General features: G+C 58.3%; 26 protein-coding genes and 1 pseudogene. 18 read left to right on the plus strand and 9 right to left on the minus strand.

All coding sequences use genetic code 11. The annotated features are described in order from the left end of the window. The first annotated feature begins 6 nt into the window (after positions 1-6). From ACA053_RS15290 to ACA053_RS15300, 3 genes are all read left to right on the plus strand, one after another. Entirely contained in the window at positions 7-876 is an 870-nt protein-coding gene (locus ACA053_RS15290; protein ID WP_497392977.1) for a LysR family transcriptional regulator, read from the plus strand. 115 nt (positions 877-991) lie between these two features. Next, complete coding sequence (locus tag ACA053_RS15295; protein ID WP_497392978.1) at positions 992-2527, plus strand: EAL domain-containing protein; 1536 nt, start codon at positions 992-994, stop codon at positions 2525-2527. A gap of 233 nt (positions 2528-2760) precedes the next feature. After that, the gene (locus ACA053_RS15300) at positions 2761-3123 is read left to right on the plus strand and encodes a histone-like nucleoid-structuring protein, MvaT/MvaU family (protein ID WP_497392979.1); all 363 of its coding nucleotides are present in this window, start codon (positions 2761-2763) and stop codon (positions 3121-3123) included. A 179-nt stretch (positions 3124-3302) separates the two neighbouring features. On the opposite strand, the gene ACA053_RS15305 is transcribed toward ACA053_RS15300, so the two are convergent. Next, entirely contained in the window at positions 3303-3827 is a 525-nt protein-coding gene (locus ACA053_RS15305; protein ID WP_497396173.1) for a DUF4946 domain-containing protein, read from the minus strand. A gap of 145 nt (positions 3828-3972) precedes the next feature. Here ACA053_RS15305 and gloA point away from each other — a divergent pair, with 145 nt between their 5' ends. Continuing rightward, positions 3973-4494: a lactoylglutathione lyase gene (gene gloA / locus ACA053_RS15310; RefSeq protein WP_109631853.1), complete on the plus strand. Its 522-nt coding sequence runs from the start codon at positions 3973-3975 to the stop codon at positions 4492-4494. Between the two features lie 87 nt (positions 4495-4581). Here gloA and ahpF read toward each other — a convergent pair whose 3' ends face one another. From ahpF to ACA053_RS15325, 3 genes are all read right to left on the minus strand, one after another. Further along, positions 4582-6144, minus strand: a complete 1563-nt coding sequence (ahpF, locus tag ACA053_RS15315; protein ID WP_497392980.1) for an alkyl hydroperoxide reductase subunit F — start codon at positions 6142-6144, stop codon at positions 4582-4584. Positions 6145-6265: 121 nt separating this feature from the next. Then, positions 6266-6829: an alkyl hydroperoxide reductase subunit C gene (ahpC, locus tag ACA053_RS15320; RefSeq protein ID WP_010460707.1), complete on the minus strand. Its 564-nt coding sequence runs from the start codon at positions 6827-6829 to the stop codon at positions 6266-6268. Positions 6830-6979: 150 nt separating this feature from the next. Continuing rightward, positions 6980-7918, minus strand: a complete 939-nt coding sequence (locus ACA053_RS15325; protein ID WP_497311651.1) for a site-specific integrase — start codon at positions 7916-7918, stop codon at positions 6980-6982. Between the two features lie 178 nt (positions 7919-8096). Here ACA053_RS15325 and ACA053_RS15330 point away from each other — a divergent pair, with 178 nt between their 5' ends. Beyond that, on the plus strand, positions 8097-9116 hold the full coding sequence (locus tag ACA053_RS15330) for a DNA-binding protein (RefSeq protein ID WP_497392981.1): 1020 nt from the start codon (positions 8097-8099) through the stop codon (positions 9114-9116). On the opposite strand, the gene gorA is transcribed toward ACA053_RS15330, so the two are convergent. After that, entirely contained in the window at positions 9113-10471 is a 1359-nt protein-coding gene (gorA, locus tag ACA053_RS15335) for a glutathione-disulfide reductase (RefSeq protein WP_497311653.1), read from the minus strand. The genes ACA053_RS15330 and gorA overlap by 4 nt on opposite strands. A 131-nt stretch (positions 10472-10602) precedes the next feature. Continuing rightward, positions 10603-11442 (minus strand): UTP--glucose-1-phosphate uridylyltransferase GalU, encoded by an 840-nt coding sequence (gene galU, locus ACA053_RS15340; RefSeq protein ID WP_010460715.1) that lies wholly within the window; start codon positions 11440-11442, stop codon positions 10603-10605. Between the two features lie 258 nt (positions 11443-11700). On the opposite strand from galU, the gene ACA053_RS15345 reads away from it, so the two are divergent. Both ACA053_RS15345 and ACA053_RS15350 read left to right on the plus strand, forming a co-directional pair. Further along, positions 11701-11889: a hypothetical protein gene (locus tag ACA053_RS15345; RefSeq protein WP_109631862.1), complete on the plus strand. Its 189-nt coding sequence runs from the start codon at positions 11701-11703 to the stop codon at positions 11887-11889. A gap of 139 nt (positions 11890-12028) precedes the next feature. Beyond that, on the plus strand, positions 12029-12310 hold the full coding sequence (locus ACA053_RS15350) for a hypothetical protein (RefSeq protein WP_497311654.1): 282 nt from the start codon (positions 12029-12031) through the stop codon (positions 12308-12310). Positions 12311-12321: 11 nt separating this feature from the next. On the opposite strand, the gene ACA053_RS15355 is transcribed toward ACA053_RS15350, so the two are convergent. Then, positions 12322-12552: a hypothetical protein gene (locus ACA053_RS15355; protein ID WP_109631864.1), complete on the minus strand. Its 231-nt coding sequence runs from the start codon at positions 12550-12552 to the stop codon at positions 12322-12324. Between the two features lie 72 nt (positions 12553-12624). Beyond that, positions 12625-12981, minus strand: coding sequence for a hypothetical protein (locus tag ACA053_RS15360; RefSeq protein ID WP_109631865.1), 357 nt, complete (start codon positions 12979-12981; stop codon positions 12625-12627). Between the two features lie 212 nt (positions 12982-13193). Between ACA053_RS15360 and ACA053_RS15365 the strand changes: the two genes are divergently transcribed. From ACA053_RS15365 to ada, 6 genes and pseudogenes are all read left to right on the plus strand, one after another. Further along, entirely contained in the window at positions 13194-13496 is a 303-nt protein-coding gene (locus ACA053_RS15365) for a DUF1883 domain-containing protein (protein WP_007946189.1), read from the plus strand. Between the two features lie 29 nt (positions 13497-13525). Continuing rightward, positions 13526-13702, plus strand: coding sequence for a hypothetical protein (locus ACA053_RS15370; protein WP_178082308.1), 177 nt, complete (start codon positions 13526-13528; stop codon positions 13700-13702). A gap of 358 nt (positions 13703-14060) precedes the next feature. Further along, positions 14061-14345, plus strand: a pseudogene (locus ACA053_RS15375) (methylated-DNA--[protein]-cysteine S-methyltransferase); the annotation flags it as partial. Further along, positions 14342-15046 carry a 2OG-Fe(II) oxygenase gene (locus tag ACA053_RS15380; RefSeq protein ID WP_109631869.1) on the plus strand — a complete coding sequence of 235 codons (705 nt, stop codon included), beginning with the start codon at positions 14342-14344 and terminating at the stop codon, positions 15044-15046. The pseudogene ACA053_RS15375 and the gene ACA053_RS15380, both read left to right, overlap by 4 nt. Beyond that, a complete protein-coding gene (gene alkB, locus ACA053_RS15385; protein WP_497311657.1) occupies positions 15036-15716 on the plus strand; it encodes a DNA oxidative demethylase AlkB in 681 nt (226 codons plus the stop codon). The genes ACA053_RS15380 and alkB overlap by 11 nt, the downstream gene beginning before the upstream one ends. A gap of 87 nt (positions 15717-15803) precedes the next feature. Further along, positions 15804-16868 (plus strand): bifunctional DNA-binding transcriptional regulator/O6-methylguanine-DNA methyltransferase Ada, encoded by a 1065-nt coding sequence (ada, locus tag ACA053_RS15390; RefSeq protein WP_497311658.1) that lies wholly within the window; start codon positions 15804-15806, stop codon positions 16866-16868. Here the strand turns inward: ada and acuI are convergent, their stop codons facing one another. After that, positions 16869-17852 (minus strand): acrylyl-CoA reductase (NADPH), encoded by a 984-nt coding sequence (gene acuI / locus ACA053_RS15395; RefSeq protein ID WP_497392982.1) that lies wholly within the window; start codon positions 17850-17852, stop codon positions 16869-16871. 238 nt (positions 17853-18090) lie between these two features. Here acuI and ACA053_RS15400 point away from each other — a divergent pair, with 238 nt between their 5' ends. The 5 genes from ACA053_RS15400 to ACA053_RS15420 all read left to right on the plus strand — a co-directional run bounded on the left by ACA053_RS15400 (position 18091) and on the right by ACA053_RS15420 (position 23067). Continuing rightward, entirely contained in the window at positions 18091-19155 is a 1065-nt protein-coding gene (locus ACA053_RS15400; protein ID WP_497392983.1) for an NAD(P)H-dependent flavin oxidoreductase, read from the plus strand. Between the two features lie 261 nt (positions 19156-19416). Continuing rightward, positions 19417-20184 carry a molybdate ABC transporter substrate-binding protein gene (gene modA, locus ACA053_RS15405; RefSeq protein WP_497392984.1) on the plus strand — a complete coding sequence of 256 codons (768 nt, stop codon included), beginning with the start codon at positions 19417-19419 and terminating at the stop codon, positions 20182-20184. Then, positions 20185-20865 carry a molybdate ABC transporter permease subunit gene (gene modB, locus ACA053_RS15410; RefSeq protein ID WP_497392985.1) on the plus strand — a complete coding sequence of 227 codons (681 nt, stop codon included), beginning with the start codon at positions 20185-20187 and terminating at the stop codon, positions 20863-20865. Between the two features lie 3 nt (positions 20866-20868). Continuing rightward, positions 20869-21948: a molybdenum ABC transporter ATP-binding protein gene (gene modC / locus ACA053_RS15415; RefSeq protein WP_497392986.1), complete on the plus strand. Its 1080-nt coding sequence runs from the start codon at positions 20869-20871 to the stop codon at positions 21946-21948. A 78-nt stretch (positions 21949-22026) separates the two neighbouring features. Continuing rightward, positions 22027-23067, plus strand: coding sequence for a DNA topoisomerase IB (locus ACA053_RS15420; RefSeq protein ID WP_497392987.1), 1041 nt, complete (start codon positions 22027-22029; stop codon positions 23065-23067). Positions 23068-23095 lie beyond the last annotated feature (28 nt).

Raw genomic sequence — 23095 nt, forward strand, 5'->3', positions numbered from 1 at the left:
ATCCTCATGACCCTGACACAACTCGAGATTTTCTCGCTGGTCGCCGAACTGCGTGGCTTTACGGCGGCGGCCAATCGGTTGGGGATTTCCCAATCGGCGGTGTCGCATGCCCTGAAGTCGCTGGAGCAGGAATTGGGCGTCGAGCTGTTCAGGCGCCATCAGTCTCAAGTCGAACTGAGCGATATAGGCGAACAGCTCTTGTCGCGTGCTCGGGCGATGCTCGGACTGGCCAACACGTTGCGTCAGGAAGCCGCCGATGCTCGCGGAATGAAGCGCGGCACCCTGCGCATCGGCTCGTTCGGTCCGACTTCATCGATCAAACTGCTGCCGCAGATCCTGCAGCACTACCGCGCTGCCCACCCTGGTATCGAAGTCCACATCGACGAAGGTCCGGACCGGCAGATTATCCAGTGGCTGGAAGAGCGACGAATCGATATCGGTTTTGTGGTGTTGCCAGAAGATCGCTTCGACACCTTCGCGTTAATGGAAGACCAGATGGTTGCACTGCTGCCCTGCGAACATCCGCTGGCAGTCCGCGACCACCTGAGTTTGAGCGACTTGTGTCACGACCCGTTCGTGCTGACCGAAGCCGGGTCCTCGGAGCTGGTTTCACGGCTGTTCAATACTGCCCGGCTGACACCGAACATCCGTTATCGCTGCTCGCAGTTGCTCAGCACCCTCGACACCGTGGGCCGCGGCGACGCCTTGACCGTGGTCGCCGAAAGCTCATTGCCCGACGACGACAGCCGCTACGTGAAAAAACCACTGTTGCCATCGGTTAAACGGCAGGTCGGTCTGGCAGTGCTCGACCAGCGTCAGTCGTCACCCGCAACGCTGGCGTTTATTCAACTGGCTTCAAGCCTTGACTATGGTTGAGCGGCATAAGTGTTGATGGCCATCTATCATGCCCACTGTCTGAACTCTTTATGGGAGGCATGCCGTTGTCCTCCCGGCTTTTGAGAGCCGTCTTTCATCCTCACAGGCTTTGCGAATGCCACTGAACGCCAAAACCCGCCATAAACGCGGCAAACGAATGGCTGTAACCATTTTGAGCGGGTTGCTTCCGGTGCTCTTGGGGAGTCTCATCCTCTATGCGCAGGCTGAGCGTGCGCTCGAGCAAAGCACTGAGCTGACGGCCGAAGAAGCCATCCGCCAATTCGAACTGATGCTCGACAATACCGCCCAGGCCGCACGGGAATTGTTGCCGCTGGCCGGCCAGACCTGTAACGACGTCAAGTTGGCCCTGCGCGAACAAGTTACCCGCCGACCGTTCGTGCGCTCGACGAACCTGGTGTGGGACAACAACCTCTATTGCAGTTCGTTGTTTGGTGATTATCAGGAGACGGTCAATCCGGGCGACTACACCCAGGGCAAGTTGTGGTTGATGAATGGCAACCCGGTCACGCCCAATACCGCACTGTTGGTGTATCGACTCAGCGAAGGTAACCAGGGGGCGCTGACGACCCTGGACGGTTATCACTTGAGCAACGTGTTGCGACTGATTGGTCGCAAGACATTGCTGTTGTTGCAAGTCGGCCCTGATTGGTTGTCCGCCGACGGCAAGGTTCACGAAGATGCCCTGCCCGCCTTGCCCGTGGCCAAAAGCAAACTGACATCCTCGCGTTATGCCTTTACGGTCGCGGCCGGTTTTCCCGAAGGTGAAACCTGGCGTTACATGAGCAGCGAGTACCCGCCGCTGTTCAGTTTGCTGATCTTCTTCGGCGTGGTCTCGGGCGCAATCGGGCATGTCCTGCAACAGCGTTCGTCGTCCCCCAGCCACGAATTGCGGCGCGCGCTGGAGGCCGAAGAGTTTGTTCCGTACTTTCAGCCCGTGGTGTATGGCGATACTAAAGCGTGGTCCGGGGCCGAAGTGCTGATGCGCTGGAATCATCCGAAGGAAGGCCTGGTGCGACCGGACCTGTTCATTCCTTTTGCCGAACATTCCGGGTTGATCGTACCGATGACCCGCTCGCTGATGCGACAGACCGCAGTGTTGCTGGCGCCTGCTGTTGCGTCCTTCGACGGCCCCTTCCACATCGGGATCAACATTACCGCCAGCCATTGCAAGGACCTGGAGCTGGTTGAGGACTGCCGGGAGTTTCTCAGTGCCTTCGCGCCGGGTGCCGTCAATCTGGTGCTGGAGTTGACCGAGCGCGAACTGATCGAGCCGACGACCATCACGCTCCAATTGTTCGAGCAGCTTCATGCCTTGGGCGTAATGATCGCTATCGATGACTTTGGCACGGGTCACTCAAGCCTTGGTTATCTGCGCCAGTTCAATGTGGACTTCCTGAAGATCGATCAGAGTTTTGTCGCGATGATCGGCGTTGACGCGCTTTCCCGGCACATTCTGGACAGCATTATCGAACTGTCGGCCAAGCTTGATCTGGGCATCGTCGCCGAGGGCGTTGAAACCGAGGAGCAAAGTGACTATCTGGCCGCACACGGCGTTAACTTCCTGCAAGGTTATTTGTTCGGTCGACCGATGCCCGGCGCAGAATTCATTAAAGCATTAAGGCACCATTAACCTGCCGTTTAAGCGACGAGGCAACGAAACGGCGCACCAAATTGAATCAAAAGACTACTGTTGTTACATGAAGAAAAAGACAGGATTTACTCTTGGCCAATTAACTACTACAATTTTTCATGCCTGCGCAAGATTGGCAGGTGAGCCACTTATCACCGAGTCGCTTCAAGGCTCTTGGCTTATAGCTTTGTTTGCGGTTGGTATCAGCCAAACACACTATTGGAGTAATGAATTTGTCCAGACTCGCTGAATTTCGTGCCGCTGAAAAGGCCCTTCAAGAACAGCTCAAGCAGCTGGAATCGCTGAAGAATGACGCCGGGCTCAAGAAAGAAATCGAATTCGAAGAAAAGCTCCAGGGGCTGATGAAAACCTACGGCAAAAGCCTGCGTGACATCATCGCCATCCTCGATCCGAACCCGACAAAATCCGGACTGCAGGCAGCCGCTCCGAAAACCCGCCGCGCTCGCGTGGTCAAGGTTTATCACAACCCGCACACTGGTGAGCTGATTGAAACCAAAGGCGGCAACCACCGCGGCCTGAAAGCCTGGAAGGAACAATACGGCGCCGCTACCGTAGATTCCTGGCTGCGAGGTTAAGCACTCGCGGTGATAAAAAAAGCCCTGCCGATGCAGGGCTTTGTTTTATGGAAGACCTTTGAATTCAGCGGGCGCAGCCGATCAACTCGCTACTTGCCGACTCAACTTTAACGCTTAATCCGTTTAGGTATCTAAAGATTTCGGATCGTGCTGAAATCTGCAGTCATGCAAACCACCTACTAAAGTTTCAAGCTGTTACGGGCCGCCGTTATTTCCTCTTGACTTGCCTTATAAGCCTCGGCCTGCCCCGCGAAGGAAAGAACATAGGCTTTATCGGCGTCCACCGCCGCAACCAATGTTTGCGACAGAACATGTCGACCATTCTGTGTAATCGTGCAGGTAGTTTCCAATCCCGATAAGCGGCTCAAGGTCGCTGGATGGATTTTGTTGCAGACGCTTTGATAGCCGCCTTTAAAGAAGTCCTTCTGCACCGACTTGCGCATTTCCAGCAATACACCTTCCAGATTGACCTGATGACCGCGCTCAACTTGGGTCATGGTCAACTCCATTACCATCACCGGCGTGCCGCCCTGGTCGTTTTTCACGGCACGCTGGCGTGAAACCGTTGAGTTGGCATCGTCCAGCGGGACGGCCTCGACTTCCCAACCTTCCGGCCACGTCACCACTGGCGTATCCGCATGAGCGCTGGCAATACCCGACAGCAGGCAGAACAGAACGAAGGTCGATTTACAGAATCGGATCATTGCAATGAGCACTCACGAATTGAACCGTAAAGTCTGAGCCTCACCCGTCCGTCAGGCAATAGCCGACTGTTTGCGTTTGGTGATGTCCCAGCCCTTGCGTATCATTGTCGCCATTTGTTAGCCCCACTTATTTTCCGGAGGGCCCATGAGCCTGCACGAATTGAACGCTTTCCCCGGCGTTACCGCCCAACCCGACACCGCCACCCAGAAGTTCGTCTTCAACCACACCATGCTGCGCGTCAAGGACATCACCAAGTCCCTGGATTTCTACACGCGCATCCTGGGTTTTTCGCTGGTAGAAAAACGCGACTTCCCGGAAGCCGAGTTCAGCCTGTACTTCCTGGCGCTGGTCGATAAAAACCAGATTCCGGCCGATGCTGCCGCGCGCACCGAATGGATGAAATCCATCCCCGGCATTCTCGAACTGACCCACAACCACGGCACCGAGAACGACGCAGATTTCGCCTACCACAACGGCAATACCGACCCGCGCGGTTTCGGCCACATCTGTATCTCCGTGCCGGACATCGTCGCCGCATGCGAGCGCTTCGAAGCGCTGGGCTGCGATTTCCAGAAACGCCTGAATGATGGCCGCATGAAGAGCCTGGCGTTTATCAAGGATCCAGACGCTTACTGGGTTGAAATCATCCAGCCAGCGCCGATGTGACACTTAGCCCGCTCTCACATTGGGAATGCGTGAGACACAAAAAACCCCATGATTGCTCATGGGGTTTTGTGTTTTCAGCGTCGGCGTTTAGGCCGGTGCGGAGGTACGGATCAAGTGATCGAATGCGCTCAGCGAAGCCTTGGCGCCCTCGCCCACTGCGATCACGATCTGCTTGTACGGCACGGTAGTCACATCACCGGCAGCGAACACACCCGGCATTGAAGTTTCACCACGGGCATCGACGATGATCTCGCCGCGAGGCGACAGTTCGATGGTGCCTTTGAGCCAATCGGTGTTGGGCAGCAAGCCGATCTGCACGAAGATCCCTTCCAGTTCGACGTTACGCAGTTCATCAGTCTGACGATCCTTGTAGCGCAGACCGTTGACCTTCTGGCCGTCACCCAACACTTCAGTGGTTTGCGCACTGGTGATCACGGTGACATTCGGCAGGCTGTGCAACTTGCGCTGCAACACCGCATCGGCGCGCAGCTGTACATCAAACTCCAGCAACGTAACGTGAGACACGATGCCCGCCAGGTCGATGGCCGCTTCGACGCCGGAGTTACCGCCGCCAATCACCGCTACACGCTTGCCTTTGAACAGCGGACCGTCACAGTGCGGGCAGTACGCAACGCCTTTGTTGCGGTATTGCTGCTCGCCCGGGACATTCATTTCACGCCACCGCGCACCGGTCGCGAGGATCACGGTCTTGGCTTTCAGGGTCGCGCCGCTGGCGAAGTGGACTTCGTGCAGCTCACCACTCTTGCCCGGCACCAGTTTGTCGGCCCGCTGCAGGTTCATGATGTCGACGTCGTATTGCTTGACGTGTTCTTCCAGCGCCACCGCCAGTTTCGGCCCTTCGGTTTCCTGCACAGAGATGAAGTTCTCGATGGCCATGGTGTCGAGCACCTGCCCACCAAAACGTTCAGCAGCCACACCGGTGCGAATGCCTTTACGAGCGGCGTAGATCGCGGCCGAAGCACCGGCCGGGCCACCGCCGACGACCAATACGTCAAAGGCTTCCTTGGCGCTGATCTTTTCGGCTTGACGCTCGATACCGCTGGTGTCGATCTTGGCAAGGATTTCTTCCAGGCCCATGCGCCCCTGGCCGAAGTTGACGCCGTTGAGGTAAATGCTTGGCACGGCCATGATCTGACGATCATCGACTTCAGCCTGGAACAGCGCGCCGTCGATGGCGACGTGACGGATGTTCGAGTTCAGTACCGCCATCAGGTTCAGTGCCTGGACCACGTCCGGACAGTTCTGGCAGGACAGCGAGAAGTACGTCTCGAAGCTGAACTCGCCTTTGAGCGAACGGATCTGTTCGATCACTTCAGCACTGGCCTTCGATGGGTGGCCGCCGACTTGCAGCAGCGCCAACACCAATGAAGTGAATTCGTGGCCCATCGGGATGCCGGCGAAACGCAGGCTGATATCGGCACCCGGGCGGTTGATCGAGAACGATGGTTTGCGTGCATCGTCACCGTTATCGAGCAAGGTAATTTGGTTGGAAAGACTGGCAACGTCTTTGAGTAATGCGAGCATTTCCTGGGATTTCGCACCGTCGTCGAGGGAGGCAACGATCTCGATCGGCTGGGTGACCCGTTCCAGGTACGATTTCAACTGGGCTTTAAGATTGGCGTCCAACATACGGGCGATTTCCTTTTTGAATTCGAAAAAAAACGCCCGAGCGAATCTCGCCCGGGCGTTTTTGAGGGCGGTTGCGGCTTACTTAGGTGCGGAAACCCGCCCTGATAGTGCTTTCACAGACTTAGATCTTGCCGACCAGGTCCAGGGACGGAGCCAGAGTGGCCTCGCCTTCTTTCCACTTGGCTGGGCAAACCTGGCCTGGGTGAGCAGCGACGTATTGAGCAGCCTTGATTTTGCGCAGCAGCTCGGAAGCGTCACGGCCAACGCCGCCATCGTTCAGTTCAACGATTTTGATCTGGCCTTCAGGGTTGATCACGAAGGTGCCACGGTCAGCCAGGCCAGCGTCTTCGATCAGCACGTCGAAGTTGCGGGAGATGGCGTGAGTCGGGTCGCCGATCATGGTGTACTGGATTTTGCCGATGGCTGGCGAAGTGTTATGCCAGGCAGCGTGAGCAAAGTGGGTATCGGTGGAAACGCTGTAGATCTCGACGCCCAGTTTCTGGAACGCGTCGTAGTTGTCAGCCAGGTCTTCCAGTTCGGTCGGGCAAACGAAGGTGAAGTCGGCTGGGTAGAAGAACACGACAGACCACTTGCCTTTCAGGTCAGCGTCCGACACTTTTACGAAATCGCCATTTTTGAAGGCGTCAGCTTTGAACGGTTTAACTTGGCTGTTGATGATAGGCATCGATGACTCTCCGTCAGGGTTGAAAAGTTTGGTTGAGAAGTTGATGGGGGGAATCCTACCCACTCGATCGCCGCCTGGCTCATTGGCAAAGCTCATGCTGCTGATTGGTTTTCGCTATTAGGGGACAGTATTAATAGAAGAAAACGGTATCTAGCGCGCCAACGGCTTTTCAGCGACCCGAGCCATTCCGAGAAACGGGCTGGCTTCAACATAGCGCATGGCTGACTTCACATCCTTCCATCCCACGTAATTCATCAACGATTTCAGATCCCAACCACTTTGATGGGCCCAGCTGGCAAAGCCGCGTCGCAGGGAATGGCTGGTGTAGTGCTCGGCGGGGATACCGGCACGTTCCAGGGCTTGGCGGAGCAACGGGATCACGCTGTTAGCGTGCAAACCCTCCTCGCTCAAGTTGCCCCAACGGTCGATACCGCGGAACACCGGACCGCGGACCAACGCAGCTTCGGTGATCCATTGGATATAGGCGTTGACCGGGCAAAGCCGTTGCAGAGCCGGGGTCTGGTAAGTCTTGCCGAGGTTTTCGCGATCGCTCTTGCTGCGTGGCAGGTAGAGGGTGATGCCTGAACCGGCGCTCGCCTGCACATGCTCGATCTGTACGCGGCACAACTCATCGCTGCGAAATCCGCGCCAGAAGCCCAGCAAGATCAGCGCGGTGTCGCGTCGGGCGCGCAGCAAGCCCGCCTGATCGTTTTGCGCCTTGGCGGTTTGCGCTTCCAGTTCCAACCACGCCACCACTTGCTCCAGATGCTGAAGTTGCAAGGGCTCGGCCTGCTTCTCCTGCGCCGGGTGCAGCGCACGAATGCCTTTGAAGACCTTGCGCACCACCGGCGACTTGGTCGGGTCAGCGAAACCCTGGCTGTTATGCCACTGCGCCAGCGCTGACAACCGCAGCTTCAACGTATTGATCGACAGCACGCCCGCATGAGCCACGAGGTAACGCGCCACGCTGTCGCTCGTCGCCGGCAGGAAACCACCCCAATGGACTTCGAAATGTTCAATGGCCGCTCGATAGCTACGCCGGGTGTTGTCGCGGGTGGCGGCTTGCAGGTAGCGATCCAGATCGGTCATGGGCTCATCTCTCGAAAACGTACCGCTTTAGCGGTGTAAAACCCGCCGTACGGCGCATCACACGGGGTAATACCAGTATATCCCGCATCAGTATCCTACATTTTTTATCTTTTTATAAACGATGGTACACTGCTTACTTTAGTGGCATGTACCACAGTACGAAATCGTAGGAGAGCACATGGCTCGTGGCGGCGTAAATAAAGCGGTAGTGCAGGCGGCACGTTTGGCAATCCTTGCCCGTGGCGAAAACCCCAGCATCGATGCAGTACGGATCGAGATGGGCAATACCGGCTCAAAAACCACCATTCACCGCTATTTAAAGGAGCTGGATGACGGCGGCGAACGCGTCGAAACGCCCTCAGAGCCCATTGATGACGAACTGGCTGGTCTGGTTTCGCGCCTGGCGCAACGCCTGAAGGAACAGGCCCAAGAACCCATCGAACACGCACGCGCGCAGTTCGATCAGCAACGTAAAGAACTGGAAATCCACCTGACTGCGGCCCGGCAAGACAACGCGGAATTACACCAGCAATACGAGATTCAAAGCCTGGCGCTGACTCAAGAGTCCGAAGCCCTGCAAGAAACCCGCTCCATGCTGCAGGCAGAACAAACCCGCAACGCCGGACTGAACCAGGCACTGGCCGATTTCGAACTGCGCTTGCAAGACAAGGACGAGCAGATCCGCTCACTGGAAGAAAAGCACCTGCACGCACGCGATGCCCTGGAACACTACCGCAACGCCGTCAAGGAACAGCGCGAGCAAGAGCACAGCCGCCACGAAGGCCAGGTGCAGCAGATTCAAATGGAATTGCGCCAGGCCCAGCAAAGCGCATTGGTGCGCCAGGATGAGATCACTCAGTTGCATCGCGACAACGAGCGCTTGCTCACCGAGAACCGTGGAACGCTGCGGGAACTGGGGTTATTGCAGGAGCAACTCAAACACACCCACAGCCGCCAGGACCAACTGCTGGAGCAGGTCAACCGCATCGACAGCGAACGCACCCTCCTCCAGGAACGCTTGCGTGCCGCCCTGCTGGAAAGTCAGTCGCTCAAGCAGAGCGTCGACGAGCAGTCGCAGATCAACAAAGGGCTGGAGATTGAATTGCTCAAGACTCAGGCGAGCCTCGATGAAAGCCTGCGCCTGGCGGCTGTCATTGCAACAGCGCCAGACGCATCAGAGGCCGATAAAAACGATTAACCGCTAACCGGCGTACGCATGGTGACGAACTCTTCGGCGGCAGTTGGATGCACGCCAACTGTTTCGTCGAAGTCGCGCTTGGTCGCGCCAGCCTTCAAGGCAATCGCCAACCCCTGAACGATCTCACCGGCATCCGGCCCGACCATGTGGCAACCCAGGACCTTGTCGGTCTTGGCATCGACCACCAGTTTCATCAGCGTACGCTCCTGACATTCGGTCAGGGTCAGCTTCATCGGACGGAAACGGCTTTCGTAGATCGTGACCTCGTGGCCGGCCTCGCGAGCCTCTTCCTCGCTCAAGCCAACCGTGCCGATGTTCGGCAAGCTGAACACAGCAGTCGGGATCATCTTGTAATCCACCGGACGATATTGCTCAGGCTTGAACAGGCGACGCGCCACGGCCATGCCTTCAGCCAGCGCGACGGGGGTCAGCTGAACACGACCGATCACATCGCCCAGCGCCAGGATCGACGGCTCGGCGGTCTGATACTGATCATCGACCTCGACGAAACCTTTCTTGTCGAGTTTGACCCCGGTGTTTTCCAGCCCGAGGTTATCGAGCATCGGACGGCGACCGGTGGCGTAGAACACACAATCCGCCTCCAGCTCACGACCGTCCTTGAGCGTCACCTTCAGGCTGCCATCGGACTGCTTGTCGATACGCTCGATGTCGGCGTTGAATTGCAGGTTCATGCCGCGCTTGGTCAGCTCTTCCTGCAAGTGCTTGCGTACCGCTCCGTCGAAGCCACGCAGGAACAGCTCGCCGCGATACAACAACGTCGTGTCGGCGCCCAGCCCGTGGAAGATCCCGGCGAATTCGACAGCGATGTAACCGCCGCCCACCACCAGAACGCGCTTTGGCAGCTCTTTGAGGAAAAACGCCTGGTTGGAACTGATTGCATGTTCATGCCCCGGAATCTCCGGGATCTGCGGCCAACCGCCGGTGGCAATCAGGATGTTCTTGGCGGTGTGGCGCTCGCCATTGATCTCGACCGTGTTGGGGTCGACGATTTTGGCGTGGCCTTCATGCAAGGTCACACCGCTGTTGACCAGCAAGTTGCGGTAAATGCCATTCAGGCGATTAATCTCGCGATCCTTGTTGGCGATCAGCGTTGCCCAATCGAACTTCGCTTCGCCCAACGTCCAGCCAAAGCCCGAAGACTGCTCGAAGTCTTCGGCGAAGTGCGCGCCGTAGACCAGCAATTTCTTCGGCACGCAGCCGACGTTCACACACGTACCGCCCAGGTAACGGCTCTCGGCCACAGCCACCTTCGCTCCAAAACCGGCAGCAAAACGAGCAGCCCGTACACCGCCGGAACCGGCACCAATCACATAAAGGTCAAAATCGTAGGCCATTTTCAATCTCCTCGGCAGGAAACCAGCATACCCGCAGACGTCCGTTGGGCAAGCGCTGCAAGCGATATGGGGGCGGAAAATGAAAAAGCCACCCGAAAGGTGGCTTTTCAATACAAGCGGGTAAGGCGCTATCAGTAAGCCTTGCCAGTCTTGTAGAAGTTCTCGAAGCAGAAGTTGGTCGCGTCGATGTAGCCTTCTGCGCCACCGCAGTCGAACCGCTTGCCCTTGAACTTGTAGGCCATGACGCAGCCGTTCTGGGCCTGCTTCATCAGGGCGTCGGTGATCTGGATTTCACCACCCTTGCCTGGTTCGGTTTGTTCGATCAGGTCGAAGATGTCCGGGGTCAGAATGTAACGGCCGATGATCGCCAGGTTCGACGGTGCATCTTCAGGCTTTGGCTTTTCGACCATGCTGTGAACACGGTAGATGTCGTCGCGGATCATCTCACCAGCAATCACGCCGTACTTGTGAGTTTCTTGCGGATCGACTTCCTGGATGGCAACGATCGAGCAGCGGAACTGCTTGTACAGCTTGACCATCTGGGTCAGGACGCCGTCGCCTTCGAGGTTGACGCACAAGTCATCCGCCAGGACCACGGCGAACGGCTCGTCGCCGATCAACGGGCGACCGGTCAGAATCGCGTGACCCAGGCCTTTCATTTCGGTCTGGCGGGTGTAGGAGAACGAGCAGTTGTCGAGCAACTTGCGGATACCGACCAGGTATTTCTCTTTGTCGGTGCCTTTGATCTGGTTTTCCAACTCGTAGCTGATGTCGAAGTGGTCTTCCAGGGCGCGTTTGCCGCGACCGGTGACGATGGAGATTTCAGTCAAACCAGCGTCCAGTGCTTCTTCGACGCCGTACTGGATCAGTGGCTTGTTTACCACCGGCAGCATTTCTTTGGGCATGGCTTTAGTCGCTGGCAGGAAGCGAGTACCGTAACCGGCTGCTGGGAACAAGCATTTCTTGATCATATAAGTCCTTGAAAGGGCTGTGTGTACGAGTTTCGGCGCAGTCTAATCAGGCGGAGTGCACCTTACAATGCCCCGCGCTGGCTAACCGATGCCATCATAGAGAAATATTCCCGCGGATAGTTCCATCCGGATTTTTGCGCGGTCAAATCAGCGTAGCTCAAAGAGGCCGGCAAACTGGACCACCATACGCTTATCGCCCCCCAATGCGAGCATTTGCCGGTATCATGGCGACTTTGAACCAGTGAACGAGACAGATAGATGACCGCAGCAAAAATCATCAACGGGTACACGGTCGACAAAGGAAAAGATGGCCAGTGGCACATTACCGCCACCAATGGCGAAGATGTTTCCGGGCCGTTACCCAGCGAAGCGATGGCGATTGAAGTGGCTTCGGTGCTCGACTACACACCTCCCGCGCCGAAGCGACGCGGCAAGAGTCAGGACTGATAGCCTGCGGCACGCGCAGAGCCCTGCCATCGAGCAGGGCTTTTTTGTGGCCAGATGCAAACAAGTGGCCAATCGCTATAACCTTTTCACACTGGCGCTGTCAGAGCGTCTAGCCCCCTCGCTGAAGACGACTATGAACATGAACAGATTTTTGCCCCTGATTGCACTCCTGGCCCTGAGCGGCTGCGCCACTTCCGAAAAGATGTACCTGAACAACGGCGAGCAAGGACTGGCGATCGACTGCTCCGGTGAAGCCAACTCCTGGGCCACGTGCTACGAAAAAGCCGATGCCTCTTGCGCCGGCACCGGCTACCGGATTGTCGGTACCGACGGCACACCATCCACCAAGGAAAGTGACAAGACCCTGGGGGTCGACGTCGGCAACTTCAAGAACCGCAGCGTCGTGGTGGTCTGCAAGTAAGGCGCCCTGCCCTACATGTGAATTTCGGCGAATTTGATCCCGAGGCCGCGCACTGTCTCGATCAAATCGTCGAGACGACCAAACGATTCGACCTCATCGTTATCATCCACCAGGAAATAACTGCGCCCGGCGCTTTTCTTGAAAAACACGATCCATTCCCCGGGGTTTGCCGGATTTTGAATGACGTGGGTGGCAGAGATCAGTCCCTCTGCATGGCGTTCCCGAACTTGCTCTCGCTTCATGCGCGACTCCAGAAATGACAATGCCGCCAAAGCATGACTTTGACGGCATCAGTATGAACGGTGGCCAGTCTATCAGCCGGAAATGCACGCATTGGCGGCTTTCTGCACGTCCTTCGGACGCACCGGCACATTGGACATGCGCTCATGCAGCTTGATACCGCTGCCACCCGAGCGGTCTTCGATGTCGAATACGGCTGCCGGGGCCGACGAGAATTTCGCCGGCACGATTACACGCATCCCGTCCTTGTGCGACTCCACTTGCAGGGCGCCACGACTGTCGGCCAGTTTTTCAACCAGGCATTGCGCGTACTCATTGGGCTTTTTGCCTGAGATCACGTTCATGGTAGGCAACGTCTCGTTAATCTCCGAGACATTCGCACAGCCACTCACTACCAATGCCAACGGCAAGACCAACACACCCCACTTCATACAAAACCTCCGATAAAGACCCTCCGACAGCACAAATGCTGATTTTCTCCGAGGTTCGTTGCGTTTATCGCTCATAGAATTCCGAATAACTGTTTTTAATTGTCAAAGCGAACCCCGACGACCGGATAATAACCTGTTCGGGCTGATAAACTGCGTCAATCGCCCATGCTATCGTTTTGATTTTGTAGAAAAAGCCCTTCTGGAGGCGCCTCATGAAATTTATCCACCAGCGCGAGCACCTCAATGAAGACGACATTGTCGTCATCCAGTGCTCCCAAACCTGCAACATTCGCTTGATGAACGACGCCAACTTTCGCAGCTTCAAGAACGGCGGCCGTCATACTTATCACGGCGGTGCGTTCGACACGTTCCCGGCGCGGATTACTGCACCGAGCACCGGTTTCTGGAACATCACCATCGACACGGTCAACCGCCGGCCGATCAGCGTGACCCGCAAACCGACCCTGACGCACTCGATCAAGATCATCCGTCGCTCCAGCACAAAACTGAGCTGAGTGACGTTCCCGCACGAATAAAAGAAGGTATGACCGTGGCCCAAACGACCAAGTACGTCATCAAATACAAACTCAACGGCGAACGCCGTTTCGAATTTGCCCAGCTCGAAAACGGCACAGAAGAAGAAGCCAAGGCCGCGCTGGACGCCATTCATGGTTCGAGCGAAGACGTCATCAGCGACATCGCCGTCAGCAAAGCGCTGTAACGCGACCCGGCACCCGGAGCGACAACAAGGACGTCATGCTCCGCGCCTATATGAATTCCACCGCAAGCGCCGGAGTGTTCACTCCCTTGGCGCTCCCTAGACTGGCCACCTCGACCTTTGGTTAAGGAGTCAGAACATGTCTACTTCCTCGATTCGCTACATCAGCGGCACTTCCAGCCTTGGCGTCCTGTTACTGGCATTCAGCGCCGAAGGCCTGTGCGCGTTGTTGCTCGGTGACGACTTGATCACGCTCGAGCAGGATCTGGCACGGCGTTTCCCTGGATTGCCAACTTCGCAGCGCGATGAAAGTCTGATGCCGGCCTTGGAGCAAACCCTGCGCCACCTCGACGACCCGCGCATTGCACTCGATCTGCCGCTGGACCTGACCGGCAGCGTATTTCAACGGCGCGTCTGGGAAATCCTGCGGCAAATCCCCGTCGGCGAAACCGCCAGCTACCTGGATATCGCCCAACGCCTCGGCCAGCCCAGCGCTTTTCGGGCGGTGGCGAATGCCTGTGGGGCTAACCCGATCGCCGTTGTCGTGCCGTGCCATAGGGTGCTGCGCCAGGATGGCAGCCTTGGCGGCTATCGCTGGGGACTGGAGCGCAAACGGCAGTTGCTGGACCGTGAGGTTTCACGATGAGCGAGCAAACCTTCGATTCGCTGGACTGGGCAACCCTGGAGCAACAACTCGATCAGGATGGCTGTGCCGTCATCAAGTCGCTGCTGAGTGCAAAGACGTGCAACGAAATCAGCGCCCTCTACGCTCAGACAGCGCCCTTCCGCTCTCAAGTGATGATGGCGCGTCATGGCTTTGGCCGTGGCGAGTACAAGTATTTCAAATACCCGCTGCCGGACACGGTCGCCCGACTGCGCAGTGCGCTCTACCCTTGTCTCGTGCCAATCGCCAATCGCTGGTACGAATGCATGGACCTGCCGATCCGTTTTCCTGAAAGCCACCAAGCATTCCTGCAACGCTGCCATGCCGCCGGTCAGGAGCGCCCGACGCCGTTATTGCTGCAATATGGCCCGCAGGACTACAACTGCTTGCATCAGGATCTGTACGGCGAACACGTGTTCCCGCTGCAGGTGGCGATTCTTCTGTCAGAACCGGACGAAGATTTTACCGGCGGCGAGTTTGTGCTGACCGAACAACGCCCGCGGATGCAGTCACGCCCGCAGGTGATCGGCCTGAAGAAAGGCGATGGTGTGATCTTTGCGGTCAGCCAGCGTCCGGTCAAAGGCGTTCGCGGCTATTACCGGGTGACGATGCGACACGGCGTGAGTCGCCTGCACAGCGGAAAACGGCATACCCTTGGAATCATCTTTCACGATGCGTTATGACCCCATGATCCCGACCACCTTCGATCTGTTTGCCGATGCCGAGCCCGAACAGAAACCCAGGCGCGAGCAAATCGGCGAACAATCCTACGTCTTGCGCGGCTTTGCCCTGCAGTGGATAGATCAGTTGCTGCCGGCACTGGAAGCGATTCTAACGGCCGCCCCCTTTCGGCAGATGGCCACGCCGGGCGGTTTCACCATGTCGGTGGCGTTGAGCAGTTGCGGCACCTGGGGCTGGACCACGGATCGCAGCGGTTACAAATACACACGCAACGACCCGCAGACCGGACAACCCTGGCCCGCGATGCCCGACGTGTTTTTCGAATTGGCACAAGCGGCGGCCCGGGAAGCGGGATTTGCGGACTTTATTCCTGATTCCTGCCTGATCAACCGTTATGTCCCCGGCGCCAAGATGTCATTGCACCAGGACAAAGACGAAGGTTCCTACGCCGCTCCGATTGTTTCGGTGTCATTGGGATTGCCTGCCATCTTCCTGTTCGGCGGGTTTCAACGCAGCGATAAAAGCCAACGCGTGCCATTGCTGCATGGTGACATCGTGGTCTGGGGCGGCGTCGATCGTTTGCGTTATCACGGAGTGCTGCCGATCAAGGACGGCCATCACCCGCGCCTGGGCGAACAACGGATCAACTTCACCTTTCGAACCGCCGGATGAAACCCTCGAATTCAACCGCAAGACTCGGGGTGCAGCGCTGTTGCCGGATGGTTAATCTGCATGAAACGAGTCAACGGACATGAAGCCATGACAACTCATTCGACCAGGATCGCCACCGAAAACGATCCTCGCTGGGCCGCCGTCGTTGCACGAGATCCCAGCGCCGACGGGCAGTTTGTCTACGCCGTGAAAACCACCGGAATCTATTGCCGTCCCAGCAGCCTCGCTCGCCTGCCGAAACCGCAGAATGTCGAATTTTTCGACACCGCCGAGCAGGCCCAGGCGGCGGGATATCGTCCGAGCAAACGAGCCACAAAGGATCAAAGCGACGTCGCCGCACAACACGCGGCAACCGTAGCGGCCGCCTGCCGGCACATCGAATCCGCGGAAAACCTGCCTGCGTTAAATGAACTGGCGGACGTAGCGGGCCTGAGCAGCTTTCACTTTCATCGCGTGTTCAAAGCCGTGACCGGCCTCACACCCAAGGGTTACGCCACCGCCCATCGTTCACGCAAGGTTCGAGAACGCCTGGCCGACGGCGGTTCGGTCACCGACGCCTTGTACGACGCCGGGTTCAACTCCAACAGTCGCTTCTATGAGTCGGCCGATCAGTTGCTGGGCATGACGCCCGGTGATTACCGTGCGGCGGGCCAGAACAACGATATCCGCTTTGCCGTCGGCCAGTGTTCTCTGGGAGCGATTCTGGTGGCACAAAGTGAACGCGGCGTTTGCGCAATTTTGTTGGGAGACGATCCGCATCAACTGGTCTGCGATCTGCAGGACAAGTTTCGCCGTGCGAATCTGATTGGCGCCGATCATGCGTTCGAACAGCTGATCGCCAAGGTGGTCGGTTTTATCGAGGCGCCGGCGATTGGCCTGGACTTGCCGCTGGACGTGCGCGGTACGGCGTTTCAGGAGCGGGTCTGGCAGGCGCTGCGGGAAATTCCAGCGGGCAGCACCGCCAGCTACGCCGATATCGCTCAGCGTATCGGCGCGCCCAAAGCCGTGCGCGCCGTGGCCCAGGCCTGCGGCGCGAACAGTATCGCGGTAGCGATTCCGTGCCATCGCGTGGTGCGCAGCGACGGCAACCTGTCGGGCTATCGCTGGGGTGTAGAACGCAAGCGCCAGTTGCTGGAACGCGAGACTCGCTAATCAGCGATTCACATCAACTACAACCCGCCCGCGCAATTGCCCGGCGAGCAAGCGTGGCGCGGCGTCGATGGCTTCGCTCAAGCCGATCTCATGGCTGATCAGCGGTAGCAACGCGAAGTCCAGATCCTTGGCCAGACGATTCCAGGCTTCTATCCGCTTGGCTTTGGGTTGGGTCACGCTGTTGATTCCGACCAATGTCACGCCGCGCAAAATGAACGGTGCGACGGAGGCTGGAAAGTCCATGCCTTGCGCCAAACCGCAAGCGGCGACCGTGCCATTGGCCTTGGTGCTGGCGCAAGCGTTGGCCAACGTGTGACTACCGACGGAGTCGATCACCGCAGCCCAACGCTCCTTGGCCAACGGTTTACCCGGCGCGGACAGCGTGGCGCGATCGATGATCTCGCTGGCACCCAGTTGCTTGAGGTAATCGTTCTCGGAGGTGCGGCCCGTGGATGCCACGACCCGATAGCCGAGTTTGCTCAGCAGCGCGATGGCGAAACTGCCTACGCCGCCGTTGGCCCCGGTGACCAGCACTTCACCCTGCTCAGGCGTGACGCCGTTGTGTTCCAGCGCCAGGATGCACAACATCGCCGTGTAACCGGCGGTGCCGATTGCCATGGCCTGGGCCGCGGTGAATTCCTTGGGTAGCGCAATCAGCCAGTCACCCTGGAGGCGTGCCTTTTGTGCCAGCCCGCCCCAGTGCCCTTCGCCCACACCCCAGCCGTTGAGCAGTACCTGGTCACCGACCTTGTAGTCCGGATGATCACTGACTTCGACCGTACCGGCCAGATCGATCCCTGGCACCATCGGAAATTTCCTGACCACCGGACTGCTGCCGGTGATCGCCAGGCCATCCTTGAAGTTCAGCGTGCTGTACGCCACGCGTACCGTCACATCACCCTCGGGCAGCTGGTCGTCATTGATCTCTTGCAGTGTCGCCCGGTAACCGCTGTCGTCTTTGTCGATCAAAATACCTTTGAACATCATCGCCTCTCAATGGAGTCAATCTGGGGGTGGGGCCATTGAAATACCACAAAGAAACATCGCGCCGTACAAGACTTTAGCCAAACCGCCAACGCGCCGAGCGTTTCCATGACGTGCGGCTACGCTTTTTTTCCGCGCTTATGGAAGACCTGAAAACCTCCCGGATACAAAAGTCGGCTGGCCCTGCGACAGCCATTGCTGGTAAAAAACCGGTTCTACCCGTCGGAGAATCATTGAAATGAGCCAATGGCCAGACACCCGCATCCTTGACCTGCTCGGCATCGAACTGCCGATCATCCAGGCGCCCATGGCTGGCGCTACCGGCTCGGCCATGGTCATCGCCGCGAGCAACGCCGGCGGCCTGGGCTCGATGCCCGCCGCAATGCTGAGTATCGAGCAGTTGCGCGAAGAGCTGAAGACGATTCGCCAACACAGCCAGCGCCCGTTCAACATCAACTATTTCTGCCACCAGACGCCGGCGGCCGATGAGCAACGTGCCCGGGACTGGAAGAATTTGTTGGAGCCGTACTATCGGGAACTGGGCGTCGATTTAGAGGCGCCTACCCCGGTGTCCAATCGCGCACCTTTCGATCACGCTGCCTGCGAAGTGCTCGAAGAATTTCGCCCCGAAGTTGTGAGCTTTCACTTCGGCCTGCCGGAAAAATCCTTGATGGATCGCGTAAAAGCCACCGGGGCGAAAATTCTCTCCTCGGCGACGACGGTCGAAGAAGCCATCTGGCTGGAGCAGCATGGCTGCGACGCGATCATCGCCATGGGCTACGAAGCCGGCGGGCATCGCGGGATGTTTCTCAGCGATGACTTGAGCAGCCAGGTAGGCACATTCGCCCTCGTGCCTCAGGTCGTCGACGCGGTGAAGGTGCCGGTGATTGCAGCGGGCGGGATCAGCGATGCACGGGGCGTTGCGGCGGCTTTTCTGTTGGGCGCTTCGGCGGTGCAGGTGGGGACGGCCTACTTGTTCACGCCGGAAGCCAAGGTCAGCGCGTCTCACCACAAAGCATTGCGCACGGCCAAGGAAAGCGAGACTGCGGTGACCAACCTTTTCACCGGCCGCCCTGCACGGGGGATTCTCAATCGGGTGATGCGCGAAATCGGGCCCATGAGCGATAAAGCACCGGCCTTCCCGCTGGCTGGCGGAGCGTTGATGCCGTTGCGGGCGAAAGGTGAGGCGGACTTCAGCAATCTCTGGGCTGGGCAGGCGTTCACGTTGGGGGTTGAAATGGGGACGGCGGAGCTGACTCGGCGGCTGGCGGAGGAAGGCTTGGCCAAATTGCTTCGTCGGTAGCGAACGTTGTTGTAGCAGCTAACTTGTGGCGAGGGGATTTATCCCCGTTCGGCTGCGAAGCAGTCGTCAATCCTGACAACTCACTGTTTGAACGGACGCTGGGGCCGCCTCGCAGCCCAACGGGGATAAATCCCCTCGCCACCGGCAACAGGTCGTGCGCAATCTCAGTACCGACACATTCCGTTGGCAGGCATTTCGCTATATATTCCGCTATACAGCGTTCCATCCCCTCGTTGCATTTGCCGATAACGGAGCCGTTTCATGAGCATTCGTGCCTCACGTTTTGCCCCCACCCGCCTCGCAAGCCTGCTCGCCGTATTCGCCTTCGGGTCCGCCCAGGCGGACGAAGTCCAAGTGGCCGTCGCCGCCAACTTCACCGCGCCGATCCAGGCCATCGCTGCAGATTTCGAGAAAGCCACCGGGCATAAACTGGTCACTTCCTTTGGCGCAACCGGTCAGTTCTACACCCAGATCAAAAATGGCGCACCGTTCGAAGTGCTCCTCTCGGCGGACGACACCATCCCGCAAAAACTTGAGGCTGAAGGCGACACCGTCAAGGGTTCGCGCTTCACCTACGCTATCGGCACACTGGCGTTGTGGTCAGCCAAGGAAGGTTACGTCGATGCCAAGGGTGATGTGCTGAAAGCGAACGAGTACAAGCACCTCTCCATCGCCAACCCGAAAACGGCACCCTACGGCCTGGCTGCCACTCAAGTGCTGGCCAGGCAGGGCCTGACCGACAAAGTCAAAGACAAGATCGTTGGAGGTCAGAACATTACCCAGGCCTATCAGTTCGTTTCCACCGGCAATGCTGAGCTGGGCTTCGTGGCCTTGTCGCAGGTCTACAAAGACGGCAAAGTCACCGGCGGTTCGGCCTGGATTGTTCCGGCCGACCTGCACGACCCGATCAAACAAGACGCGGTGATCCTCAACAAAGGCAAGGACAACCCGGCTGCCAAGGCGCTGGTTGACTACCTCAAGGGGCCCAAAGCCGCCGCGATTATCAAATCCTACGGTTATCAACTCTAAATGACGCTGACGAGTGCCGACTTTTCCGCCATCTGGCTGACCTTGAAACTGGCGTCCCTGACGACGGTTATCCTGCTGATCATCGGTACTCCGATTGCGTTATGGCTGTCCCGCACCCAATCCTGGTGGCGTGGACCGGTCGGGGCGATCGTCGCCCTGCCCCTGGTCTTGCCGCCCACAGTGATTGGCTTTTATCTGTTGCTGGCGCTCGGCCCGAACGGCTTTGTTGGCCAATTCACCCAGTCACTGGGGCTCGGCACGCTCACCTTCAGTTTTGCGGGGCTTGTGATCGGTTCGGTGCTGTACTCGATGCCGTTCGTGGTCCAGCCACTGCAAAACGCTTTTTCCGCCATCGGCACTCGCCCGCTGGAAGTGGCCGCCACCTTGCGCGCCAATCCCTGGGACACTTTCTTCAGCGTGATCCTGCCGCTGGCTCGACCCGGCTTCATCACCGCGGCCATTCTCGGTTTCGCCCACACCGTCGGCGAGTTCGGCGTAGTGCTGATGATTGGCGGCAACATTCCCGACAAGACCCGCGTGGTCTCGGTGCAGATCTACGATCACGTGGAAGCCATGGAGTATGCCCAGGCCCACTGGCTGGCCGGGGCGATGCTGGTGTTCTCTTTTGCCGTGTTGCTGGCGCTCTACTCCAGCCGCAAAACCAAAGCGGGCTGGAGCTGATCGATGATTCAGATGCGTCTGAAACTGCGTTATTCGGGATTCGCCCTGGAGGTGGATCTGCAAATGCCCGGCCGTGGAGTGACTGCACTTTACGGTCATTCCGGCTCGGGCAAGACCACATGCCTGCGCTGTATTGCTGGCCTGGAGCGGGCTGAGCAGGGCTTTATCCGGGTCAACGACGAAGTCTGGCAGGACAGCGACAAGGGCATTTTCGTACCTCCGCATAAACGTGCGCTGGGGTATGTGTTTCAGGAAGCGAGCCTGTTTCCTCACCTGTCGGTGCTCGCCAATCTGGAGTTCGGCCTCAAGCGCATCCCTAAGCAACAACGCCGGGTCGACATGGCGCATGCCACTGAACTGCTGGGCATCGGTCATTTGCTGGACCGCCATCCGCAGCACCTGTCCGGCGGTGAACGGCAGCGAATCGGCATCGCCCGCGCGTTGCTCACCAGCCCCAAACTCCTGCTCATGGATGAACCGCTGGCGGCGTTGGACAGTCAGCGTAAAAACGAAATCCTGCCTTACCTGCAACGCCTGCACGATGAACTCGACATCCCGGTGTTGTACGTCAGCCACTCGCAAGATGAGGTCGCCCGCCTCGCCGACCACGTCGTCCTGCTGAGCGACGGCAAGGCGCTGGCCAGCGGCCCCATCGGCGAAACCCTGGCGCGTCTCGACTTACCCCTGGCGCTGGGCGACGATGCCGGCGTGGTGATCGAAGGCCATGTCAGCGCCTACGACCCCCACTATCAATTGCTGACGTTGCAACTGCCCGATACCAACCTGAGCATTCGCGTGACGCATGCACCGATGACTCCGGGTCAGGTTTTGCGCTGCAAAGTCCAGGCGCGTGATGTGAGCCTGAGCCTGCAAGGCGTCGAGCACAGCAGCATCCTCAATCGCCTGCCGGTGACGGTGATCAGTGAAATCGGCGCCGACAACGCTGCCCACGTACTGATCCGATTGAACGCCGCCGGCACGCCGCTGCTGGCACGCATCACCCGCTACTCCCGGGACCAGTTGGGCGTGCACCCCGGCCAGCAACTCTGGGCGCAGATCAAAGCGGTGGCAGTGCTGGCGTAAATCTGTCGGCACCACGGCGAACGGGCGCGGTCAATGGCTGTACAGGCCCCCTGACTTGATCGCCAAGGATTTTTCGCCATGTCCGATACCGCGCTGCCCGATGTGCTGCCACCCGACCTGCATTATGTCGACGACACGCAGCCTGGAATCACCCGCAAGCGCTTGCGTGGCAAATTCTGCTATTTCGATCCCGCGGGCCAGCGCATTACCGATCCAGACGAAATCAAGCGCATCAATGCCCTCGCCGTGCCGCCGGCCTATACCAATGTGTGGATCTGCGCCGATCCGCGCGGCCATCTACAAGCCACCGGGCGTGATGCTCGCGGTCGCAAGCAATACCGATACCACGCACGCTGGCGCGAAGTGCGCGATGCCGACAAATACTCGCGCCTGCGGGACTTTGGGCTGGCGCTGCCGAAACTGCGCAAACAGCTTGAAACCCTGCTGGACGCTCCGGGGTTCAGCCGGGACAAAGTCATGGCGACCGTCATTACTTTGCTCGATGCGACGTTGATCCGCGTCGGCAATACGCAGTACGCCCGGGAAAATCGCTCCTATGGCCTGACCACCCTGCGCAGCCGTCACGTCGAGGTCAACGGCAGCGCGATCCTGTTCCAGTTTCGCGGCAAGAGTGGGGTCGAGCACCAGATCACCGTGAAGGACCGGCGCCTGGCGCGAATCATCAAGCGCTGCCTGGAAATTCCCGGGCAAGACCTCTTTCAGTACCTGGACGAAAATGGCGAGCGGCATACCGTCAGCTCCTCAGACGTCAACGCCTACCTGCAAACCCTCACCGGTGCTGACTTCACGGCCAAGGATTACCGCACCTGGGCGGGCAGCGCGCTCGCATTGTCGGTGCTGCGCGAATTGCAGTGGGAACCCGAATCGGACGCAAAACGGCATGTGGTGGAGATGGTCAAGAATGTCGCCAGGCAACTCGGCAACACCCCGGCGGTGTGCCGCAAGTGCTACATCCACCCGGCGGTAGTTGAAGGCTTCATGCTCGGTGCCTTGGCCCAACTGCCGCGGCCGAGACTGCGTAAAGGGCTCAGGGCAGAGGAAGTCGGGCTCGCCATGTATCTGGAGAAGATGATCGAGGCGGCCGACTCGACGAAATGACTCGTCCATTTTTTGCACGATCGCCAGG

The sequence above is a fragment of the Pseudomonas sp. LBUM1672 genome (assembly GCF_059695655.1).

What these genes read in the sequence shown, in the direction of transcription:
- ACA053_RS15380 (WP_109631869.1), top strand. Translation starts at nt 14,342, where the DNA reads ATGAGCGAGCAAACCTTCGATTCGCTGGACTGGGCAACCCTGGAGCAA.
- gorA (WP_497311653.1), bottom strand. Translation starts at nt 10,471, where the DNA reads ATGGCCTACGATTTTGACCTTTATGTGATTGGTGCCGGTTCCGGCGGT.
- modB (WP_497392985.1), top strand. Translation starts at nt 20,185, where the DNA reads ATGACGCTGACGAGTGCCGACTTTTCCGCCATCTGGCTGACCTTGAAA.
- modA (WP_497392984.1), top strand. Translation starts at nt 19,417, where the DNA reads ATGAGCATTCGTGCCTCACGTTTTGCCCCCACCCGCCTCGCAAGCCTG.
- gloA (WP_109631853.1), top strand. Translation starts at nt 3,973, where the DNA reads ATGAGCCTGCACGAATTGAACGCTTTCCCCGGCGTTACCGCCCAACCC.
- ACA053_RS15345 (WP_109631862.1), top strand. Translation starts at nt 11,701, where the DNA reads ATGACCGCAGCAAAAATCATCAACGGGTACACGGTCGACAAAGGAAAA.
- galU (WP_010460715.1), bottom strand. Translation starts at nt 11,442, where the DNA reads ATGATCAAGAAATGCTTGTTCCCAGCAGCCGGTTACGGTACTCGCTTC.
- acuI (WP_497392982.1), bottom strand. Translation starts at nt 17,852, where the DNA reads ATGTTCAAAGGTATTTTGATCGACAAAGACGACAGCGGTTACCGGGCG.
- ACA053_RS15350 (WP_497311654.1), top strand. Translation starts at nt 12,029, where the DNA reads ATGAACAGATTTTTGCCCCTGATTGCACTCCTGGCCCTGAGCGGCTGC.
- ahpC (WP_010460707.1), bottom strand. Translation starts at nt 6,829, where the DNA reads ATGCCTATCATCAACAGCCAAGTTAAACCGTTCAAAGCTGACGCCTTC.
- ACA053_RS15325 (WP_497311651.1), bottom strand. Translation starts at nt 7,918, where the DNA reads ATGACCGATCTGGATCGCTACCTGCAAGCCGCCACCCGCGACAACACC.
- ACA053_RS15295 (WP_497392978.1), top strand. Translation starts at nt 992, where the DNA reads ATGCCACTGAACGCCAAAACCCGCCATAAACGCGGCAAACGAATGGCT.
- ahpF (WP_497392980.1), bottom strand. Translation starts at nt 6,144, where the DNA reads ATGTTGGACGCCAATCTTAAAGCCCAGTTGAAATCGTACCTGGAACGG.
- ACA053_RS15305 (WP_497396173.1), bottom strand. Translation starts at nt 3,827, where the DNA reads ATGATCCGATTCTGTAAATCGACCTTCGTTCTGTTCTGCCTGCTGTCG.
- ACA053_RS15290 (WP_497392977.1), top strand. Translation starts at nt 7, where the DNA reads ATGACCCTGACACAACTCGAGATTTTCTCGCTGGTCGCCGAACTGCGT.
- alkB (WP_497311657.1), top strand. Translation starts at nt 15,036, where the DNA reads ATGCGTTATGACCCCATGATCCCGACCACCTTCGATCTGTTTGCCGAT.
- ACA053_RS15400 (WP_497392983.1), top strand. Translation starts at nt 18,091, where the DNA reads ATGAGCCAATGGCCAGACACCCGCATCCTTGACCTGCTCGGCATCGAA.
- ada (WP_497311658.1), top strand. Translation starts at nt 15,804, where the DNA reads ATGACAACTCATTCGACCAGGATCGCCACCGAAAACGATCCTCGCTGG.
- ACA053_RS15365 (WP_007946189.1), top strand. Translation starts at nt 13,194, where the DNA reads ATGAAATTTATCCACCAGCGCGAGCACCTCAATGAAGACGACATTGTC.
- ACA053_RS15330 (WP_497392981.1), top strand. Translation starts at nt 8,097, where the DNA reads ATGGCTCGTGGCGGCGTAAATAAAGCGGTAGTGCAGGCGGCACGTTTG.
- ACA053_RS15355 (WP_109631864.1), bottom strand. Translation starts at nt 12,552, where the DNA reads ATGAAGCGAGAGCAAGTTCGGGAACGCCATGCAGAGGGACTGATCTCT.
- ACA053_RS15370 (WP_178082308.1), top strand. Translation starts at nt 13,526, where the DNA reads ATGACCGTGGCCCAAACGACCAAGTACGTCATCAAATACAAACTCAAC.
- modC (WP_497392986.1), top strand. Translation starts at nt 20,869, where the DNA reads ATGATTCAGATGCGTCTGAAACTGCGTTATTCGGGATTCGCCCTGGAG.
- ACA053_RS15420 (WP_497392987.1), top strand. Translation starts at nt 22,027, where the DNA reads ATGTCCGATACCGCGCTGCCCGATGTGCTGCCACCCGACCTGCATTAT.
- ACA053_RS15360 (WP_109631865.1), bottom strand. Translation starts at nt 12,981, where the DNA reads ATGAAGTGGGGTGTGTTGGTCTTGCCGTTGGCATTGGTAGTGAGTGGC.